Genomic DNA, 18,445 nt, shown 5'->3' with positions numbered 1-18,445 from the left:
CTCCGCCCTCAGTCAGCGGTGAGCAGCGGCGGCTTGTTGCCCGACAGGCGCGGGCTGTCGGGGCCTTCGACCTGAAGGTCCAGTTCGCCCTTTTTCACACCGACCTTGACGACACCACCCTTCGCCAGCTTGCCGAAGAGGAGTTCTTCGGACAGCGGCTTCTTGATGTATTCCTGGATCACGCGGCCCAGCGGGCGCGCGCCCATTTTGTCGTCGTAGCCTTTGTCGGCCAGCCATTCGGCGGCTTTCTTGCTCAGCTCGATGGTCACGTTGCGGTCCATCAGCTGCGCTTCGAGTTGCAGCACGAACTTTTCGACCACGCGCAGGATGGTTTCCTTGGGCAGCGCGCCGAAGGAGATCACCGCATCCAGACGGTTGCGGAACTCCGGCGTGAACGTCCGCTCGATCGCGGCTGTATCTTCGCCCTCGCGCTTGTCGCGACCGAAACCGATGGCTTCTTTCGCCATCTCGGAGGCACCGGCGTTCGAGGTCATGATCAGTACGACATTGCGGAAATCCACAGTCCGTCCGTTGTGATCGGTCAGGCGGCCATGGTCCATGACCTGCAACAGGATGTTGTAGACATCCGGGTGCGCTTTTTCCATCTCGTCCAGCAGCAGAACGCAGTGCGGATCCTGATCGACACCGTCGGTCAGCATGCCACCCTGATCGAAGCCGACATAGCCCGGAGGGGCACCGATCAGGCGCGATACGGCGTGTTTCTCCATGTATTCGGACATATCGAAACGCAGCAGTTTCACACCCAGCGTATCGGCCAGCTGTTTGGCGACTTCGGTTTTACCCACACCGGTCGGACCGGCGAAGAGGTAGTTGCCGATCGGCTTTTCGGGTTCGCGCAGACCCGCGCGGGCCAGTTTGATCGCCGATGACAGCGCCTCGATGGCCTGATCCTGGCCGAAGACCACGCGCTTGAGCGAGGCTTCGAGGTCCTTGAGCACCACCACGTCGTCCTTGGAGACGTTCTTGGGCGGGATGCGTGCGATTTTCGCGACCACGGCCTCGATCTCCTTGGTGCCGATGGTCTTGCGGCGTTTGGAGGCGGCGACAAGATGCTGGGCGGCGCCGGCTTCGTCGATGACGTCGATGGCGCTGTCGGGCAGCTTGCGGTCGTTGATATAGCGGTGCGCCAGTTCAACCGAGGTCTTGATCGCATCGGCGGTGTATTTCACGCTGTGGTGATCCTCGAAGTAGGGCTTGATGCCTTTGAGGATCTTCTGCGCGTCTTCCACCGAAGGTTCGGCCACGTCGATTTTCTGGAACCGGCGGCTCAGCGCGCGGTCCTTCTCGAAATGCTGGCGGAACTCCTTGTAGGTGGTGGAGCCCATGGTGCGCAGCTTGCCCCCCGCGAGAGCGGGCTTGAGCAGGTTGGACGCATCCATGGCACCGCCGGATGTCGCACCCGCACCGATCACGGTGTGGATTTCGTCGATGAACAGAACCGCATCCTTGTGTTCTTCCAGTTCGGTCACGACCGCCTTCAGGCGTTCCTCGAAATCGCCGCGGTAGCGGGTACCGGCCAGCAACGCGCCCATGTCGAGCGAGAAGATCGTGGTATTCGCCAGAACCTCTGGGGTTTCGCCCGCGACGATCTTGCGCGCGAGCCCTTCGGCGATGGCGGTCTTGCCCACACCGGGGTCGCCCACCAGCAGCGGGTTGTTCTTGCGGCGGCGGCAGAGCACCTGAATGCAGCGCTCGACCTCGGAGTCGCGCCCGATCAGGGGATCGACATCGCCGTCACGCGATTTCTTGTTCAGGTCCACGCAGTATTTCGCCAGCGCGGATTCTTTCTTCTCGCCGTCGGTGACGCCTTGCGCTTCTTCTTCGGCTTCGGGGGCGCCGGACACGGGGCGCGGTTCGCCGTAGGCGGGATCCTTGGCGACACCGTGCGCGATGAAGTTCACCGCGTCGTAGCGCGTCATTTCCTGTTCTTGCAGGAAATAGGCGGCGTTGCTTTCGCGTTCGGCAAAGATCGCGACAAGCACGTTCGCGCCGGTCACCTCAGTGCGTCCGGACGACTGGACGTGGATCGCGGCGCGCTGGATCACGCGCTGGAAGGCTGCGGTGGGTACCGCTTCGGATCCTTCGACATCGGTCACGAGGTTGCTGAGGTCTTCGTCGATGAATTCGACGAGCGTGTCGCGCAATTCGCCCACATCGACCGAGCAGGCTTTCATGACCTGCAGGGCGTCAGGCTCGTCTACCAGCGACAGCAGCAGGTGCTCCAGCGTGGCGAACTCGTGGCGGCGGGCATTCGCCAGCGCCAGCGCCGCGTGGATGGACTGCTCAAGAGTGTTCGAGAATGAAGGCACGGGCGTGCTCCTTTTCGATGGGGGTCGGCGGGGGGCGCGAGGGATGCCGGCACCTGCGATCCGACCATGGCCTGATACCTTAGAGTTTGGTTGAGTGGCGCCAACCTTCAAGTCTTTTCTGCAATAAAGATGTCACAATCGGATGTGGCCCCATCGCGCGACGTTGTTTTCATCACGTCGTACCCGCGATGGTTGTTCCACCCGCGCCACCACCATGCGCCTAAAAAGGTTAAAAATTGTCCTTGCGCGCGCGGATTTCACCGAAAACTTCTGCATCGGTTGCGTCCTGCATCCCCAGACCCGCGCGAATGGTCGCATCCTGCGGGCGCAGGAAGGGATTCGTCGCGCGTTCCTCGCCCATGCGCGACGGCACGGTAAAGCGTCCGGCCTCGCGGGCCGCGCGGATCGCGTCGCTGCGCGCCTGCAGGGCGGCATTGTCGGGATCGACCGTCAGGGCGAACTTGGCATTCGACGCGGTATATTCGTGCCCCGAACAGATCAGCGTCTCGTCCGGCCAGTCCGACATTTTCGACAGGCTGTCCCACATCTGCGCGGGTGTGCCTTCGAACAGGCGCCCACAGCCCAGTGCCATCAGGCTGTCGGCGGTGAAGGCCATGCCGGCGGCGGGTGCGTAGAAGGCGATGTGCCCGATGGTATGGCCCGAGACATCAAGGACGTCGATATCGTTTTCGCCAAAGGCAAAGCTTTCGCCATCGGCGAGGGCAACGTCGAGGTCCGGCAGACGTTCTGCATCGGCCTTTGCGCCGTAGACGGGCGCTTGCTGCTGTTTCAGCAGCGCGGGAAGGCCGTCGACGTGATCGAAATGGTGGTGCGTCAGCCAGATCTGCGACAACTTCCAGCCGCGGGCGTCCAGTTCGTGCAGGATCGGATCCGCCTCGGGCACGTCGATCAGGGCGACATCACCGCTGGATTTGTCGCGCAGAAGAAAGGCGTAATTGTCGGACAGGCAGGGGATCGTGACGAGGGTATGACTGTCTGTCTCGTGGACTTCGCAAGGCATGGGCAAGCTTCCTTTGCTGCGTTAGAGTGGGACAGCATGGCGCAACGAAGGGCACACTGCAATGCATCTCGACGTGCAGGATTTGCGCAACTTCTACTACCGCAGCGCCCTTGGGCGGGCGGCGCAGAAGTCCATGCGCACCCGTCTGCTGGAAATCTGGCCCGAGGCCAAAGGCCAGACCGTCGTCGGATTCGGTTTCGCCGCGCCGCTGCTGCGGCCCTACCTCAACGATGCGCGGCGGGTGATGACGCTGATGCCCGGACCGCAGGGGGTGATGCCCTGGCCTGCGGGCCTGCCCAATACCTCCGTGCTCGTGGAGGAAACCCGCTGGCCGCTCGAGACGGGGCATGTGGACAAGCTGGTCCTGCTGCACGGGCTGGAGACATCCGAGCGGGCGTCCGATCTGCTGGAGGAGTGCTGGCGCGTGCTCGGCCCCGGTGGCCGTGCGCTGTTTATCGTGCCCAACCGCGCGGGGCTCTGGGCGCGGCGCGACCGCACGCCCTTCGGATACGGGCGACCCTATTCGCCGGGCCAGCTCGAGGCGCAGCTGCGCAAGCACCAGTTTCTGCCCGAACGCCATATGGGCGCGCTCTACCAGTTTCCCAGCCAGCAACGCGTCTGGATGAAATCGGCAGCTCTGTTCGAGAGGGTCGGGCGGCATATGCCCACGATCCTTGCCGGCGGTGCCTTCATGGTCGAGGCGACCAAGCTGGTCTATCCGCCCAAGGGCAAGATCGAGCGCAAGCGCGTTCGCAGGCCGGTCGGTGCGCTGGAAGGCGCGCCGAAGCCCGTCTAGCGGCCGATCCCGAAAAGAGCGTGACCGCCACCTGCGCGTGCAGAATCGCCCGAAAAACCGGCAAAAGCGACGGATGATGAAAATTCAGGCATACTGCAAAACGCCCCATCCCCCTCAAAGCCTTTAATTATTGGTAAAGCAAAGCAGGGGCTGCGGCACTATACTGTGTTGCGGCACGGGAAGGGGTCTGCTACATCGCCCCTGATTTAACCGCTCGGACATGGTCCGGGCCGCGCAAACACACTGGCGACGCACGAAACGCGCCCTGCCGGTGCAGACGTATGAGAGGATGGACGTGTCCGAACCAGCTTCGATTTCCACGGGTATTGCAGAACGCTACGCGACTGCCGTCTACGAATTGGCGAATGATGCCAAAAAAGTGAAAGACATCGAGGGCGACCTTGTTGTGCTTCACGATGCGATGAGCGACAGCGCGGATTTCCGTGACCTTATCCATTCGCCCATCTACAGCCGCGATCAGCAAAAGGCCGCGATTGGCGCGCTGTCGAAAAAGATGAAGCTGTCCGAGATCATGTCGAACACGCTTTCGCTTATGGCGCAGAAGCGCCGTCTGTTCGTTCTGCCGCAGCTGGTCCAATCGCTGCGCGAGATCATTGCCGAAGCCAAGGGCGAAGTGACCGCCGATGTGACATCGGCAAAGGCGCTGACCAAGGCGCAGGCCGACAAGCTGGCGAAGTCGCTCAAGGCGTCGACAGGCAAAACCGTTACTCTCCAACAGACCGTTGATGAAAGCCTCATCGGTGGTCTCGTCGTCAAAGTGGGCTCCAAGATGATCGACACGTCGATCCGCTCGAAGCTCAATTCCCTCCAGAATGCAATGAAAGAGGTCGGATAAATGGGTATCCAAGCTGCAGAGATTTCTGCGATCCTGAAGGACCAGATCAAGAACTTTGGTCAAGAAGCCGAAGTGGCCGAAGTCGGTCGCGTGCTGTCCGTCGGTGACGGTATTGCGCGCGTCTACGGGCTCGACAATGTGCAGGCCGGTGAAATGGTCGAATTCCCCGGTGGTATCCAGGGCATGGCGCTGAACCTCGAAACCGACAACGTCGGTGTCGTGATCTTCGGTTCCGACCGGGACATCAAGGAAGGCGACGTCGTCAAGCGGACGAACTCCATCGTGGACGTGCCGATCGGTGACGAACTGCTGGGCCGCGTTGTTGACGGTCTGGGCAACCCCATCGACGGCAAAGGCCCGTTGAACGCTTCCAAGCGTGGCCTTGCCGAAGTGAAGGCCCCCGGCATCATCCCGCGTAAATCGGTACACGAGCCGATGGCGACCGGTCTGAAATCCGTGGACGCGATGATCCCGATCGGCCGTGGCCAGCGTGAGCTGATCATCGGCGACCGCCAGACAGGCAAGACAGCCGTCGCGCTGGACGCGATGCTGAACCAGGCGCAGGTCAACGCGGCAGCGGGCGACGACGAAAGCAAGAAGATGTACTGCGTGTACGTCGCGATCGGCCAGAAGCGGTCCACCGTGGCACAGCTGGTCAAGAAGCTCGAAGAAACCGGCGCGATCGAATATTCCATCATCGTGGCCGCCACGGCTTCCGAGCCGGCGCCGATGCAGTTCCTCGCACCTTACTCCGCCACAGCGATGGCAGAGCACTTCCGCGACAACGGCCGTCACGCGCTGATCGTTTACGATGATCTGTCCAAGCAGGCCGTTTCCTACCGCCAGATGTCGCTGCTGCTGCGCCGCCCACCGGGCCGCGAAGCCTATCCCGGCGACGTTTTCTACCTCCACTCCCGTCTGCTGGAGCGTTCGGCGAAGCTGGGCGATGCGGCCGGTAACGGCTCGCTGACCGCGCTGCCGATCATCGAAACCCAAGGTGGTGACGTTTCGGCGTTTATTCCGACCAACGTGATCTCGATCACCGACGGCCAGATCTTCCTCGAAACCGAACTGTTCTACCAGGGCATCCGCCCCGCCGTGAACACCGGTCTGTCGGTTTCGCGTGTGGGCTCCTCGGCCCAGACGAAGGCGATGTCCTCGGTTGCCGGTCCGGTGAAACTGTCGCTGGCCCAGTACCGCGAAATGGCGGCCTTTGCCCAGTTCGGTTCCGACCTCGACGCTGCGACACAGCAGCTGCTGAACCGTGGTGCGCGTCTGACCGAGCTGATGAAGCAGCCACAGTACAACCCGCTGACCAACGCTGAAATCGTCTGCGTCATCTACGCCGGCACGAACGGTTACCTCGACAAGGTGTCCGTGTCCGACGTGGGCCGCTTCGAGCAGGGGCTGCTGAAGCACCTGCGTTCGAAGAACGCCGACCTTCTCGAAGACATCACCAAAAACGACCGCAAGGTGAAGGACGAGTTGGAAGATAAAATCAAGGCGGCTCTCGACGCGTTCGCTGCTGACTTCGCTTAAGGGGAGATAGCCCAATGGCAAATCTCAAGGACCTTAAAAACCGGATCGCGAGTGTGAAGAACACGCGCAAGATCACCAAGGCCATGCAAATGGTTGCCGCGGCGAAACTTCGCCGCGCGCAGGAAGCTGCCGAAATGTCGCGTCCCTACACCGAGCGGTTCAATGCCGTGATGGCGTCGCTCGCGGCCTCTGTCGGCGACAGCGATACCGCCCCGCAACTGCTGCGCGGGACGGGCAAGCGTGACGTGCATCTGCTGGTCGTCATGACCGCAGAGCGCGGTCTGTGCGGCGGCTTCAATGCCAACATCGCCAAGAAGGCGCGGGCACATGCCCGCAAGCTTCTGGACGAGGGCAAGACCGTGAAGATTCTGACCGTCGGCAAGAAGGGCCGCGACCAGATGAAGCGCGACTATGCGAGCCATTTCGTCGATCACGTCGATCTGACCGACGTCAAGCGGGTCAGCTACGGCGATGCGCAGGGTATCGCGAAAAACGTTCTGACTCGTTTCGACGAAGGTGAATTCGACGTCGCGACCCTGTTTTACGCAGAGTTCGTGAACGTGGTCAGCCAGGTTCCGCAGGCCAAGCAGATCATTCCCGCAACTTTCGAGGCGGACGAAACCTCGGAAGGCGTGAACACCGATACGCTGTTCGACTACGAGCCGAGCGAGGAGCAGATCCTCGAAGACCTGCTGCCGCGTGGTGTGGCCACGGCCATCTTCTCGGCGCTGCTCGAAAACGGGGCGTCCGAACAGGGCGCGCGGATGTCCGCGATGGACAACGCGACGCGCAACGCGGGCGAGATGATCGAAGACCTGACAATCGAATACAACCGCTCGCGTCAGGCGGTCATCACCAACGAGCTGATCGAAATCATTTCCGGCGCGGAAGCGCTGTAAGTTACTGGAGAGACACGACATGGCAAATGCAGTCGGCAAAATCACCCAAGTCATCGGCGCCGTCGTTGACGTGCAGTTCGAGGATCACCTGCCAGAGATCCTGAACGCGCTGAAAACACCAAACCAAGGCAAGGATCTGATCCTCGAAGTGGCTCAGCACCTTGGCGAAAACACCGTTCGTGCGATCGCGATGGATGCGACCGAGGGCCTTGTGCGCGGTCAGGAAGTCATCGACCAGGATGCACCGATCTCGATCCCTGTGGGCAACGGCACGCTGGGCCGCATCATGAACGTCGTGGGCGAGCCTATCGACGAAAAGGGCCCCGTCAAATCGGACGAGCGCCGTTCGATCCACGCGGACGCGCCTTCGTTCGAGGCGCAGTCGACCACATCCGAAGTGCTGGAAACAGGCATCAAGGTGATCGACCTTCTGGCCCCCTATGCGAAGGGCGGTAAAATCGGCCTCTTCGGCGGTGCCGGTGTGGGCAAGACCGTTCTGATCATGGAACTCATCAACAACATCGCGAAGGTGCACTCGGGCTATTCCGTGTTCGCCGGTGTGGGGGAGCGTACCCGTGAGGGCAACGACCTTTACCACGAGATGATCGAATCGAACGTTATCAACCCCGACAACCTCGAAGAGTCGCAGGTGGCGCTGGTCTACGGCCAGATGAACGAACCACCCGGAGCGCGTATGCGTGTGGCCCTGACAGGTCTGACGCTGGCCGAACAGTTCCGTGACCAGTCCGGTACAGACGTTCTGTTCTTCGTCGACAACATCTTCCGCTTCACGCAGGCCGGTTCCGAAGTGTCCGCCCTTCTGGGCCGTATTCCTTCCGCCGTGGGCTACCAGCCGACACTGGCAACCGACATGGGCGCGATGCAGGAACGCATCACCTCGACCAAAGCCGGTTCGATCACGTCGGTGCAAGCGGTCTACGTTCCTGCGGACGACCTTACCGACCCCGCGCCAGCGACATCCTTTGCCCACCTCGACGCGACAACCGTTCTGGACCGTTCGATCTCGGAAAAAGGTATCTACCCGGCTGTGGACCCGCTCGGTTCCACGTCGCGTCTGCTGGATCCGCTGGTTATCGGCGAAGAGCACTACAAGGTTGCGACGGACGTGCAGCAGGTGTTGCAGCGCTACAAGTCGCTTCAGGACATCATCGCGATCCTCGGGATGGACGAACTCTCCGAAGAGGACAAGCTGACCGTGGCACGCGCCCGCAAGATCGAGCGTTTCCTCAGCCAGCCCTTCGACGTTGCGAAAGTCTTTACCGGTGCGGACGGCAAGCAGGTTCCGCTGGCCGAAACCATCCAGTCGTTCAAGGCGGTTGTGGCCGGTGAGTACGATCACCTGCCCGAAGGTGCCTTCTACATGGTTGGCGGCATCGAGGAAGTGAAAGCGAAAGCTGAAAAAATGGCGGCTGACGCGGCCTAAGGAGGGCTCAAGCAATGGCAGACACGATGCAATTCGATCTGGTGTCGCCTGAGCGGCGGCTCGCCTCGGGTGAGGTGAAATCGGTGCAGATACCCGGTATGGACGGCGATATGACGGCGATGCCGGACCATGCGCCGACCATCACCACGCTGCGTCCCGGTCTTCTGACCGTCGAAGGGACCGATGGCACATCGCAATATGTGGTCACCGGCGGCTTCGCCGAGATCACGGCCAAGTCCATTTCGATCCTGGCCGAGCGTGCGCATGCGCGCGAGGACATGACACAGGAGAAGATGGACGAGATCATGGAAGAGGCCCAGCACACCTACAAGAAGGTGAAGGAAGCCTATCAAAATGAACCGGGCCCCGTAGACGATGCGGCCAAGCTGCTGTCGGACATGGTTGCGATGGGCGAAGAGATCGGTCTGAGCGCGAAGCAGCCCAACCTCTGAGCGGTATTCGAGCAAGTTACGGAAGGCCTCGCAGAAATGCGGGGCCTTTTGCTTTGCTTGGCCCTGCCGGGCTGGCATAAAACGCAGGCGGGGAGAACTGTATGAAAAAATTGCGCGCATCCATTCTGGGGATCGACAGCGGGGACGAGATCCTGTTCGAGGATTTCGAGGACGGCGGAGAGATGTGGACAGGCCGCGGCCAGCGTGAACGCCGCCGGCGGATCAAGTTTTCGGAACGCTACCTGTCCACCCCGACAGTGCACCTGTCGATATCGCTGTGGGACATGGATGCAGGCACCGTCCTGCGCGCCGATGTTGCAGCCGAGACTGTCACCGAAAAGGGGTTCGACATGGTGTTCCGCACATGGGGCGACACCCGCGTTGCCCGCATCCGCGTGGCGTGGATGGCGGTGGGCGAGCTGGAAGATGCAGACACGTGGGACGTGGGGTAGGGCAGGCCAAGGGCGCCCGGGTTGAGCCTGAACGATCCATCACCGGAAGCGGCCAGTTCCCATGCCTCTGCCGGTTTCGGGCAAACCGGTTTTCCGAGCCGTATCCGTCGGGGTTATCTGACAAAGACGCCCGTTTTCAGACCCGATCACGCATCCGCCGGGCGCAGGCGATCAACGCCGCGCCGGTGCGCGCGCCTTACTCGGGGTCGTACATCCCGTCATAGATCGGGCCCAGCGTATCCGCCTCGAACAGCGACGAGACCGAATGGCCGTTCCAGATGTTCAGGATCGCCTGCGCAAAGATCGGGGCCGTCGGGACGATCCGGATATTCTCGGCGGATTTGACCGCGCTGGAGGGGGCGATGCTGTCGGTGATGACCAGCGATTTCATCACCGACTTGGTCACGCGTTCCACGGCAGGGCCGGACATCACGCCGTGGCTGATGTAGGCGTGGACTTCTTTTGCGCCGTTTTCCAGCAGCACTTCGGCCGCCTTGCAGAGCGTGCCTGCGGTGTCGCAGATGTCGTCGACGATGATACATGTCTTGCCGGTCACATCGCCGATCACCGTCATCTCGGCCACTTCGCCCGCTTTCTCGCGGCGTTTGTCGACGATCGAAAGCGGCGCGTTCAGACGCTTGGCCAGTTCGCGTGCGCGGGCCACGCCGCCCACGTCGGGAGACACGATCATCAACTCGTCGAGGCGGCCCTTGAACTCGTGCTTGATGTCCAGCGCGAAGACCGGCGAGGCATAGAGGTTATCAACCGGAATGTCGAAGAAGCCCTGTATCTGGGCGGCGTGCAGATCCATCGTCAGCACTCGTTCGATGCCGGTGCTGACCATCATGTTCGCGACCATCTTGGCGGTGATGGGTGTGCGCGCCTTGGTGCGACGATCCTGCCGCGCGTAGCCGAAGTAGGGCAGAACGGCCGTGACCCGTTTGGCCGACGACCGGCGCAGCGCGTCGGCCATGATAAGCAGTTCCATCAGGTTGTCGTTGGCAGGGTTGCTGGTGGGCTGGATGATGAACATATCCTCGCCGCGCACGTTCTCGAAAACCTCGACGAAGATCTCACCGTCGTTGAAACGCTCGACCCGCGCGTCCACCAATCCTACGTTCACACCGCGGTGCAGGGACATCCGCCGCGCTATGGCCTTGGCCAGCGGCATGTTGGCGTTTCCTGAGATCAGTTTTGGTTCGGGTGTGGCGGGCATGGGGAGGGGGCTCCGTGGCAGCGGGATAACAGAATCGTTACGTTGCACACCGCTTAACATGCGCCTACCGTCCCGCAAAGCTGCCACCGAGCGAAGGACGGACCAATGACCCAGATCGACTATTATTTCGCGACGCTGTCACCCTATTGCTACCTTGCGGGGACGCGTCTGGAGGAGGTCGCCCAGAAACACGGCGCGACCATCAATTACAAACCGTTCGACATCATCGCGGGTTTTGCACGCACCGGTGGAACACCCCCCGGCGACCGGCATCCGTCGCGGATCGAATACCGTGCGCAGGAGTTGCCGCGACAGGCCAGAAAGCTTGGCATGCCGTTCAACCTCAAGCCCGCGCACTGGCCGACCAATGGGGCCCCGGCGGCCTATGCCTTCATCGCGGCGCAGAATGCCGGTGGCGGCGATCTGGGCAAGCTGGCACATGCGATCACGCGCTCGGTCTGGGCGGACGAACGCGACATCGCCGAGGATGCGGTGATCCGCGACTGTCTGGAAGAGGCCGGTTTCGACGCCGGTCTGGCGGACAGCGGTTTGCTGGAAGGGGCCGAAACCTACGCCCGCAACCTCGAGGAGGCAGTAGAGGCTGGTGCCTTTGGTGCGCCGTTCTATGTCGTCGGAGACGCGCGGTTCTGGGGGCAGGACCGCATCGGAGATCTGGATCTGCATCTGCAAGGAAAACTGTGACACTGCACTGCCATACACATCTGTTCGAGGGGGCAAAGCGGACCGCGCTCGCCATCCACTGCACATTGGGACACTCCGGAGCGTGGCGCGGCATGGCCGCTGCGCTGAAGGACGATCTGAGCCTTCTGGCCTTCGATCTGCCCAGTCACGGAAAGTCCGGAACATGGGACCGCACCGGCAACGTCCACGACGTTGCCACCGACATGGCGCGCGGGCTGATCGAGGGGCCGATGGATCTGATCGGCCATTCCTTCGGCGCCACCGTGGCCTTGCGGATCGCCATAGAAACGCCGCAGCTTGTCCGGTCGCTGACATTGATCGAACCGGTCTATTTCGCAGCCGCGATCGCCGACGATCCGCAGCTGATGGACGACTACAGGCGCGACAACGCAGCGCTGGATGCCGCGTTTGCCAGCGGGGACGAGCGGGAGGCCGCGCGGGTCTTCAACCGCGACTGGGGCGATGGGACGCCGTGGGATACGTTACCCGAACGGATGCGCGAACACATGACACGGCTGGTTCATTTTGTTCCTGCCAGCTCGGCCTTTCTGCACTACGACAGCGCGGGCCTGCTGGAACCGGGCCGTTTCGCGCAGGCGGCGATGCCGACCCTGCTGATCGAGGGGGACCAGTCACCCCCGATGAGCGAGAAGGTCGCGACATCACTGGAAAAGCGCCTGCCGAACGTTGAGCGGGTGGTGATCGAAGGCGCGGGCCATATGGTGCCGGTAACCCATCCCGACGCCTGTGCGGCGCCGGTGCGCGCATTGATCGCCCGCAGCTGACGGCCCTAGAAGTGGGCGAGGAAGCGGTCGATGTTATCGGTGGTCATCGACCAGTCGCAGACCATGCGGGCCGCGACCATTTCCTCGTCCGGCCCGTTTTCCACGTCTGACATGGGGTAGTATTTCGCGCCCGCCGCCTGCAGCTTCTTGTGGGTCGCGCGCGGGAAGGCCGCGTAGATCATATTCGCATCTGGGTTGTGCAGGATTTCGGCTCCGCGGGCGCGCAGCCCTTCGACCAGGCGCGCGCAGGCGGTATTGGCCGCGCGTGCCATGTCCAGCCAGAGGTCATCCTCCAGATAGCCGGCCATCTGTGCCGACAGGTAGCGGTGTTTCGAAAAGAGATGCGCCGCGCGCTTGCGCCGAAGCTCGAATTCCCACGCCTTCGCGGGGTCGAAGAAAATCACGGCCTCGACGCCCATACAGCCATTCTTGGTGCCGCCGAAGCTGACCACGTCGACACCCGACTTCCATGTCATCTCGGCGGGTGAGCATCCAAGCGAGACAAGCGCATTGGCAAACCGCGCCCCGTCCAGATGCACGGGCAGTCCGGCGTCCCTGGCAACCGCCGTCAGGGCGCGCAATTCGTCCAGCGAATGCACCGACCCGCGTTCAGTGACCTGCGTGATCGACACCGGCCCCGCCTGCGCCATGTGGACGTTATCACCGGATCTGCGTTCAATGGCCTTGCGCAACGCTTCAGTGGTCATCTTGTTGTCGGTGTGGATCAGCGTCAGCTTTGCGCCGCCCGAATAGAATTCGGGCGCGTTGCATTCGTCTTCCTCGATGTGGCTGATTTCCGAGCAGAATACCGTCTGGTAGGGCTGGGTATAGCACGCCAGCGCCAGCGCATTCGCGGCGGTGCCGGTCGCCACCAGATAGACGGCGGCATCGGGGGCTTCGAAAATCTCGCGCAGGCGGGTGCGCACGCCATCCATGATCGGGTCGCGCCCGTAGGGCATGGCATAGCCTTCGTTGGCCTGCGCCAGATGCTGCATGATCTTCGGGTGCACGGGGCCGGAATTGTCAGAGGCGAAAAACATTCAGGTAGGCTCCTCTATGATGTGGTCTTCCCAGTCCTCGAACGCGGTTTCCCACTCGCTGACCGTGCGGCCCCGCATCGAGACCCCCGCGCGGTGGACGCTTTCGGGTGTGCCGGTCAGCAGCGGGTGCCACTCCGGCAGGGGCTTGCCCTGCCACAGCAGGCGGTAGGCGCAGGTCTGGGGCATCCAGTAGGCATGTTCGTCGATGTTTTCGGGTGTCATCACGATACAGTCGGGCACGAACTGGTGGCGGATGTCATACTGGCTGCACCGGCAGCTCCCGTCGTCCAGAAGGCGGCAGGCCACGTTGGTCAGCGCCACCTCGCCGGTGTCCTCGTCTTCCAGCTTGTTCAGGCAGCATTTGCCGCAGCCGTCGCAGAGCGCTTCCCATTCGCGGCTGTTCAGCTTCTTGAGCGGTTTGCGTTCCCAGAACCGGCTGGCCAGCCCGTTGCGGTCGATCGGATCGTCGCTCATAGGGCCGCCAGGATCGCGCGGGCGCGGGCGCTGTCGGCGTCCATCTGGGTGATCAGCGCATCGAGGCTGTCGAATTTCTCCTCGCCGCGCAGGTGCTCGACCAGCCCGACCGACAGCGGTGTGCCGTACAGATCGCCCTTGAAGTCGAAGATGAAGGTTTCGAGGTTCGGGGTGTTCTCGCCGAACATCGGGCGCACGCCCATGGAGGCGACACCGTGGTAGCTGCCCGCATGCGGACCCGAAAGCACATCGACCAGCACCGCGTAGACGCCGAAGGCAGGCGGATGCAGCCCGTCGATGGACATGTTCGCTGTGGGATAGCCCAGTTCACGCCCGCGCCGTTCGCCGCCGATGACGGGGCCTTCGATGCGGTGCCAGTGCCCCAGCATGGCGGCCGCATCGCGGGTGCGGCCCTCGGTCAACGCGGTGCGGATCGCGGTGGAGGAGATCGTATTGGCCGATTTTTCCATCAGCGGCGCGATGGTGACGCCAAACCCCATTTCAGCGCCGAAGGCGGCCAGATCGCGGGCATTGCCGAGACGCCCCTTGCCGAAGCAGAAATCGGCTCCGACGACCACGTGCCGCAGGCCCAGCCCGTCGTGCAGGACCCCTTGGGCAAAGTCGAACGGAGACAGGGAGGCCAGCGCACCATTGAACGGAAGCTGGTACAGCTTCTCGACTCCGACCTTGGCCAGACGGCTGGCGCGCGCGTCCGGACCCATCAGGCGGAAGGGCGGGGCATCGGGGGCGAAAAAGGCACGGGGGTGCGGCTCGAAGGTGACCACGCCCAGAGGCGCGTCGGGGGCCGCGCTGCGCGCAAGTTCGATGACCGACCGATGGCCCAGATGCACCCCGTCAAAATTGCCAATCGCGGCCGTGGCGCCGCGATCCGCATCCGTTACAAATTTATAGTCCGAGATGATCCGCATGCCGCCCTAGGTAGCGCTGCAGCGGAAGGGGCGCAAGTTCAGTCGAACTTGCGCGACGGTGCCAGAACCGTGGCCTCTCCGACGAGAACTTTCTTGCCGTCGACCGAACAGTGGCAGTCCATCTTCACGATCCGCTTTGCGGTGTCGATGTCTGTCACCTTCACCTCCGCATAGACCATGTCACCGGGGCGTACGGGGCGCAGGAATTTCAGCGACTGGCCCAGATAAACGGTGCCGTGGCCCGGCAACTGTTCCCCGATCACCGCCGAGATAAGCCCCGCGGTCAGCATGCCATGGGCGATACGCCCCTGAAAGATCGTGTCCTGCGCATAGTCGTCATCAAGGTGCACCGGATTACGGTCGGTCGAGATCGTCGCGAACATCTCGATATCCGCATCGGTGACTTCCTTGCGGATGTAGCGGAACATGCCGATTTCGATGTCTTCGATGACGATCGTGCCGCGCGGTAGATTGTCAAACATATGCACCCTCTCGGTAATAAAGTGACGTAGCCGTGGCTTTGTGTGAAACTTAATTACTTCGCAAGCGCAGAAAGGCAAGCGGAAAATGAGTTACCGCAGGTGGCCGATGGTGAATGTCGGCATCATTTCCTCTGCTTCCAGATAGCTGGCAAGCGCGGCTGCGTCCGGCTGGTGGCTGGTTTTCGTCTCGGCGGCGGCCAGCCCGCCAGAGATGAACAGCGAATCGATGCCTTCGCCGACCGCGCCCTCGACGTCGGTGTGGATGCCATCGCCAATGGCCAGAATGCGGTCATCGGCGATCGCGGGGCCCAGTTTGGCAAGGCGGCGGCGGGCCAGATCGTAGATCGGCGGATGCGGCTTGCCGAAATAGAGGCTCTCGCCCCCCATATCGCTGTACATCTTGGCCACGGCACCGGCGCACCATTCGCGTGTCTCGCCGCGGTCCACGACGATGTCGGGATTGGCACAGAGCAGTTTCAGGTTCCGCGCCAGACCCGCCTCGAGATCGGCGCGCCAGCTTTCGGGATCCGCCGAGGCGTCGAAGGGGCCGGTGCAGACGATTCCCTCGGCGTCGTCCAGCGCGACGCGCTCGATCTCGACAGGATTGTCGAGGATTTCGAGCGGGTCGAAGAACCGGCTGTCGGTGACCGGCCCGAGGTGCCAGACCTTCTGTCCGACCACGCCGCGATACATCGCGGCACGCGCCGAATCGCCGGAGGTGGCAATGGCGTCAAAGGCATCGTCGGGCACACCGAAGTGGACCAGCTGCTTGGCCACCCCCGCGCGCGGGCGCGGCGAATTGGTGACGAGGATCACCTTGCCGCCGCCCTTTCGATAGGTCTGCAATGCGGCGACGGCAGCGGGCAGCGCCCTGACCCCGTCATGCACGCAACCCCAGAGATCGACGAAGAGCGCGTCATAGGGGGCCGAAATCTCGGATAGTTCGGTGATGATACGGGTCATGGCGGGATCCTTCGCAAGTGTTGGAGCGAGCCTTACGGCAAGCGCTGACAGGATGCAAAATGTCGCTGCGACCGCGCGCAGGCAAAAGGGCGCATCCGGTGGTCCCGACGCGCCCTCTGCAGCGGTGTGACGGGATCAGACCTTCAGGTTCGGGATGATCTGCTTTTTGCGGCTCATCACGCCGGGCAACACCACGGTGTCTCCCGAAACGGTCGCGTCAAAGCTTTTCTCCGCCACGGATCTGGTCAGATCGTTGGGGATCAGCATGGTCGCTTCCTCGTTCAGAATATCCACGACGAAAAGCAGCACCTGATCCGCACCGTCCTCTTCGGCGACGCCGGGCATGGCTGCCATCAGCGCATCCTTCCGGTCGAGGATCGACGCGGGCGATGTGGTTTCCAGAACCGATACGCGGAACTGCTTGCCGCCTACTTCGTATTCCTTGCTGTCCATCCGCAGAAGCTCCGCTTCGGAGAAGGCGGAGACATCGGATTTCGCCGCAAACATCTGCGATGCGAAATCGGTCATGTCGACGCCCAGATCCTCTGCCAGCGACCAGGCGATGGCCTTGTCTTCCTGGGTGGTGGTGGGGGACCGGAACTCCAGCGTGTCGGACAGGATGCAGGTCAGCATGGCGCCCTTGATCTCGGTGGGCATCTGCGCGATGTCACTGCCGATCATCTTCCACATGATGGTCGCGGTGCAAGCGAGCGGCTCGATCCGGATCTCCAGCGGGGCCGCTGTCTCCAGACCGCCCGCCAGCTTGTGGTGGTCGATGATCCCGGTGATGTTGGCGCTGTTGATCGACGGCGGCAGTTCGGCGGGGTTGTTGGTGTCCACGATCACCACGTCCTGGCCCGCGTCCACATCCGCGATGATCTCGGGCTTGTCGAGCTTCCAGTGCTCCAGCATGAACAGCGCCTCGGTGTTGGGCTCGCCCAGCAGCACGGGCTTGGCGTCCACGCCCTTGATCTGGTTGAGGTACCACGCCCAGATGATCGGGCTTCCGGTGCTGTCGGTGTCTGGGGATTTATGGCCAAATACAAGCGTTGTCATAGCAGTCTTCCTTGCCGGTGTGCGTCGAATTTGCGCGCCTTATAGCAGGATCGCCACGGGTGTCACGGACCACTTCATCGCACGGCGCGCCTGTCCCATTGATCCACCGGACCCGCGTCTCCATTTTGCCAATAAACTCATTCCCTCGGTCACCGCACGCGTAGGCCCGCGCGTTCCGCGCTACCGCCCCCGCCAGCCCTGGGCGACCGGCCAACGGGGATTCCCCGCGCGCTGCAATGCTGGTAGCCTGCGGCCATGACACCCCCGCGCGAGACTGATTTATATCCGCCGATCAAGGCGTTCCTGCTGGATCAGGGCTATGTCGTGAAATCCGAAGTCGGCGCGGCAGACGTGGTTGCGGTGCGCGGCGCAGAGCCGCCGGTTGTCGTGGAGCTCAAGCTCGGGTTCTCGCTGGCGCTCTTCCACCAATGTATCGAGCGGCTGAAAGCGGCGGACGAGGTCTATCTGGCGGTGGCCCGGCAGCCGGGCAAACGCTTTGCCAAGGCGCTGAAAGCAAACACGGCGCTGGCGCGGCGTCTGGGTTTGGGCCTGATGACGGTGCGGCTAGCCGATGGCCTGGTCGAGGTCCATTGCGACCCCGGTCCATATATCCCGCGCAAGCAGCCCAAGCGCCGCGCGCGGCTGCTGCGCGAATTCGCGCGGCGTCAGGGCGATCCCAACGATGGCGGCCAGACCCGCGCAGGTCTCGTCACAGCCTACCGGCAGGACGCGTTGAAACTCGCGCTGCACCTCTTCGAGGCCGGCGCGAGCAAGGGGGCGGAGGTGGCGCGCGAGACAGGGGTGGCCCGCGCGACCACGATGATGCGCGACAATCACTACGGCTGGTTCGAGCGGGTAGAGAAGGGGGTTTACGGTCTGACCGCGCAGGGTGCCGACGCCGTGGCCACCGCGCCGCGCGTGTTGGGCGCGGACTGAGCCGCCCGCCTCTCGTCATTCCTTTCGATTTTTGTGCATCCCGCTGTTGACACCTTTCGTCGCACTGCCTAGC

General features: G+C 62.6%; 19 protein-coding genes. 10 read left to right on the top strand and 9 right to left on the bottom strand.

Annotation, left to right across the window (positions count from 1 at the left end; translation table 11 throughout):
* Positions 1 to 8: 8 nt before the first annotated feature.
* Both clpA and gloB read right to left on the bottom strand, forming a co-directional pair.
* Positions 9 to 2,330: an ATP-dependent Clp protease ATP-binding subunit ClpA gene (gene clpA / locus ABMC89_RS08195; protein WP_349567045.1), complete on the bottom strand. Its 2,322-nt coding sequence runs from the start codon at positions 2,328 to 2,330 to the stop codon at positions 9 to 11.
* Between the two features lie 229 nt (positions 2,331 to 2,559).
* A complete protein-coding gene (gene gloB, locus ABMC89_RS08190; protein WP_349567042.1) occupies positions 2,560 to 3,351 on the bottom strand; it encodes a hydroxyacylglutathione hydrolase in 792 nt (263 codons plus the stop codon).
* A gap of 61 nt (positions 3,352 to 3,412) precedes the next feature.
* Between gloB and ABMC89_RS08185 the strand changes: the two genes are divergently transcribed.
* The 7 genes from ABMC89_RS08185 (at position 3,413) to ABMC89_RS08155 (ending at position 9,789) form a co-directional block, all read left to right on the top strand.
* A complete protein-coding gene (locus ABMC89_RS08185) occupies positions 3,413 to 4,147 on the top strand; it encodes a methyltransferase domain-containing protein (RefSeq protein ID WP_349567040.1) in 735 nt (244 codons plus the stop codon).
* A gap of 295 nt (positions 4,148 to 4,442) precedes the next feature.
* On the top strand, positions 4,443 to 5,003 hold the full coding sequence (locus ABMC89_RS08180; RefSeq protein WP_349567037.1) for a F0F1 ATP synthase subunit delta: 561 nt from the start codon (positions 4,443 to 4,445) through the stop codon (positions 5,001 to 5,003).
* Complete coding sequence (gene atpA, locus ABMC89_RS08175; protein ID WP_349567035.1) at positions 5,004 to 6,542, top strand: F0F1 ATP synthase subunit alpha; 1,539 nt, start codon at positions 5,004 to 5,006, stop codon at positions 6,540 to 6,542. It begins immediately after the preceding gene.
* A 14-nt stretch (positions 6,543 to 6,556) separates the two neighbouring features.
* Positions 6,557 to 7,441, top strand: a complete 885-nt coding sequence (locus ABMC89_RS08170; protein ID WP_349567033.1) for a F0F1 ATP synthase subunit gamma — start codon at positions 6,557 to 6,559, stop codon at positions 7,439 to 7,441.
* A 19-nt stretch (positions 7,442 to 7,460) separates the two neighbouring features.
* Entirely contained in the window at positions 7,461 to 8,885 is a 1,425-nt protein-coding gene (gene atpD, locus ABMC89_RS08165; protein WP_349567031.1) for a F0F1 ATP synthase subunit beta, read from the top strand.
* A gap of 14 nt (positions 8,886 to 8,899) precedes the next feature.
* Positions 8,900 to 9,337 carry a F0F1 ATP synthase subunit epsilon gene (locus tag ABMC89_RS08160; RefSeq protein WP_349567029.1) on the top strand — a complete coding sequence of 146 codons (438 nt, stop codon included), beginning with the start codon at positions 8,900 to 8,902 and terminating at the stop codon, positions 9,335 to 9,337.
* 101 nt (positions 9,338 to 9,438) lie between these two features.
* Positions 9,439 to 9,789 (top strand): H-type lectin domain-containing protein, encoded by a 351-nt coding sequence (locus ABMC89_RS08155; protein WP_349567027.1) that lies wholly within the window; start codon positions 9,439 to 9,441, stop codon positions 9,787 to 9,789.
* 196 nt (positions 9,790 to 9,985) lie between these two features.
* Here the strand turns inward: ABMC89_RS08155 and ABMC89_RS08150 are convergent, their stop codons facing one another.
* A complete protein-coding gene (locus ABMC89_RS08150) occupies positions 9,986 to 11,005 on the bottom strand; it encodes a ribose-phosphate pyrophosphokinase (protein WP_349567024.1) in 1,020 nt (339 codons plus the stop codon).
* A gap of 105 nt (positions 11,006 to 11,110) precedes the next feature.
* On the opposite strand from ABMC89_RS08150, the gene ABMC89_RS08145 reads away from it, so the two are divergent.
* Entirely contained in the window at positions 11,111 to 11,707 is a 597-nt protein-coding gene (locus ABMC89_RS08145; protein ID WP_349567021.1) for a 2-hydroxychromene-2-carboxylate isomerase, read from the top strand.
* Positions 11,704 to 12,492 carry an alpha/beta fold hydrolase gene (locus ABMC89_RS08140; RefSeq protein WP_349567018.1) on the top strand — a complete coding sequence of 263 codons (789 nt, stop codon included), beginning with the start codon at positions 11,704 to 11,706 and terminating at the stop codon, positions 12,490 to 12,492. Before ABMC89_RS08145 ends, ABMC89_RS08140 begins: the two co-directional genes overlap by 4 nt.
* Positions 12,493 to 12,497: 5 nt before the next feature.
* Here ABMC89_RS08140 and ABMC89_RS08135 read toward each other — a convergent pair whose 3' ends face one another.
* The 6 genes from ABMC89_RS08135 to ABMC89_RS08110 form a co-directional block, all read right to left on the bottom strand.
* A complete protein-coding gene (locus ABMC89_RS08135; RefSeq protein ID WP_349567016.1) occupies positions 12,498 to 13,532 on the bottom strand; it encodes a threonine aldolase family protein in 1,035 nt (344 codons plus the stop codon).
* Positions 13,533 to 14,006, bottom strand: coding sequence for a YcgN family cysteine cluster protein (locus ABMC89_RS08130; protein WP_349567014.1), 474 nt, complete (start codon positions 14,004 to 14,006; stop codon positions 13,533 to 13,535).
* Positions 14,003 to 14,935: a bifunctional riboflavin kinase/FAD synthetase gene (locus tag ABMC89_RS08125; RefSeq protein ID WP_349567011.1), complete on the bottom strand. Its 933-nt coding sequence runs from the start codon at positions 14,933 to 14,935 to the stop codon at positions 14,003 to 14,005. The genes ABMC89_RS08130 and ABMC89_RS08125 overlap by 4 nt, the downstream gene beginning before the upstream one ends.
* Before the next feature lie 38 nt (positions 14,936 to 14,973).
* On the bottom strand, positions 14,974 to 15,417 hold the full coding sequence (locus ABMC89_RS08120) for a MaoC family dehydratase (RefSeq protein ID WP_349567009.1): 444 nt from the start codon (positions 15,415 to 15,417) through the stop codon (positions 14,974 to 14,976).
* Between the two features lie 90 nt (positions 15,418 to 15,507).
* Positions 15,508 to 16,380, bottom strand: a complete 873-nt coding sequence (locus tag ABMC89_RS08115) for a TIGR01459 family HAD-type hydrolase (RefSeq protein WP_349567007.1) — start codon at positions 16,378 to 16,380, stop codon at positions 15,508 to 15,510.
* A gap of 135 nt (positions 16,381 to 16,515) precedes the next feature.
* Entirely contained in the window at positions 16,516 to 17,436 is a 921-nt protein-coding gene (locus ABMC89_RS08110; RefSeq protein ID WP_349567005.1) for a manganese-dependent inorganic pyrophosphatase, read from the bottom strand.
* 255 nt (positions 17,437 to 17,691) lie between these two features.
* Here ABMC89_RS08110 and ABMC89_RS08105 point away from each other — a divergent pair, with 255 nt between their 5' ends.
* A complete protein-coding gene (locus ABMC89_RS08105) occupies positions 17,692 to 18,372 on the top strand; it encodes a DUF2161 domain-containing phosphodiesterase (RefSeq protein WP_349567003.1) in 681 nt (226 codons plus the stop codon).
* The last annotated feature ends 73 nt before the right edge of the window (positions 18,373 to 18,445 follow it).

This window comes from Sulfitobacter sp. HNIBRBA3233 (assembly GCF_040149665.1).
GTDB lineage: Bacteria > Pseudomonadota > Alphaproteobacteria > Rhodobacterales > Rhodobacteraceae > Sulfitobacter > Sulfitobacter marinivivus.
Note: the sequence above shows the minus strand (reverse complement) of the source record. Positions and strands in the feature narration are given on the sequence as shown.

What these genes read in the sequence shown, in the direction of transcription:
- ABMC89_RS08160 (WP_349567029.1), top strand. Translation starts at nt 8,900, where the DNA reads ATGGCAGACACGATGCAATTCGATCTGGTGTCGCCTGAGCGGCGGCTC.
- ABMC89_RS08135 (WP_349567016.1), bottom strand. Translation starts at nt 13,532, where the DNA reads ATGTTTTTCGCCTCTGACAATTCCGGCCCCGTGCACCCGAAGATCATG.
- ABMC89_RS08150 (WP_349567024.1), bottom strand. Translation starts at nt 11,005, where the DNA reads ATGCCCGCCACACCCGAACCAAAACTGATCTCAGGAAACGCCAACATG.
- ABMC89_RS08105 (WP_349567003.1), top strand. Translation starts at nt 17,692, where the DNA reads ATGACACCCCCGCGCGAGACTGATTTATATCCGCCGATCAAGGCGTTC.
- ABMC89_RS08145 (WP_349567021.1), top strand. Translation starts at nt 11,111, where the DNA reads ATGACCCAGATCGACTATTATTTCGCGACGCTGTCACCCTATTGCTAC.
- ABMC89_RS08185 (WP_349567040.1), top strand. Translation starts at nt 3,413, where the DNA reads ATGCATCTCGACGTGCAGGATTTGCGCAACTTCTACTACCGCAGCGCC.
- ABMC89_RS08155 (WP_349567027.1), top strand. Translation starts at nt 9,439, where the DNA reads ATGAAAAAATTGCGCGCATCCATTCTGGGGATCGACAGCGGGGACGAG.
- gloB (WP_349567042.1), bottom strand. Translation starts at nt 3,351, where the DNA reads ATGCCTTGCGAAGTCCACGAGACAGACAGTCATACCCTCGTCACGATC.
- ABMC89_RS08170 (WP_349567033.1), top strand. Translation starts at nt 6,557, where the DNA reads ATGGCAAATCTCAAGGACCTTAAAAACCGGATCGCGAGTGTGAAGAAC.
- atpD (WP_349567031.1), top strand. Translation starts at nt 7,461, where the DNA reads ATGGCAAATGCAGTCGGCAAAATCACCCAAGTCATCGGCGCCGTCGTT.
- ABMC89_RS08120 (WP_349567009.1), bottom strand. Translation starts at nt 15,417, where the DNA reads ATGTTTGACAATCTACCGCGCGGCACGATCGTCATCGAAGACATCGAA.
- ABMC89_RS08130 (WP_349567014.1), bottom strand. Translation starts at nt 14,006, where the DNA reads ATGAGCGACGATCCGATCGACCGCAACGGGCTGGCCAGCCGGTTCTGG.
- ABMC89_RS08110 (WP_349567005.1), bottom strand. Translation starts at nt 17,436, where the DNA reads ATGACAACGCTTGTATTTGGCCATAAATCCCCAGACACCGACAGCACC.
- ABMC89_RS08125 (WP_349567011.1), bottom strand. Translation starts at nt 14,935, where the DNA reads ATGCGGATCATCTCGGACTATAAATTTGTAACGGATGCGGATCGCGGC.
- atpA (WP_349567035.1), top strand. Translation starts at nt 5,004, where the DNA reads ATGGGTATCCAAGCTGCAGAGATTTCTGCGATCCTGAAGGACCAGATC.
- ABMC89_RS08115 (WP_349567007.1), bottom strand. Translation starts at nt 16,380, where the DNA reads ATGACCCGTATCATCACCGAACTATCCGAGATTTCGGCCCCCTATGAC.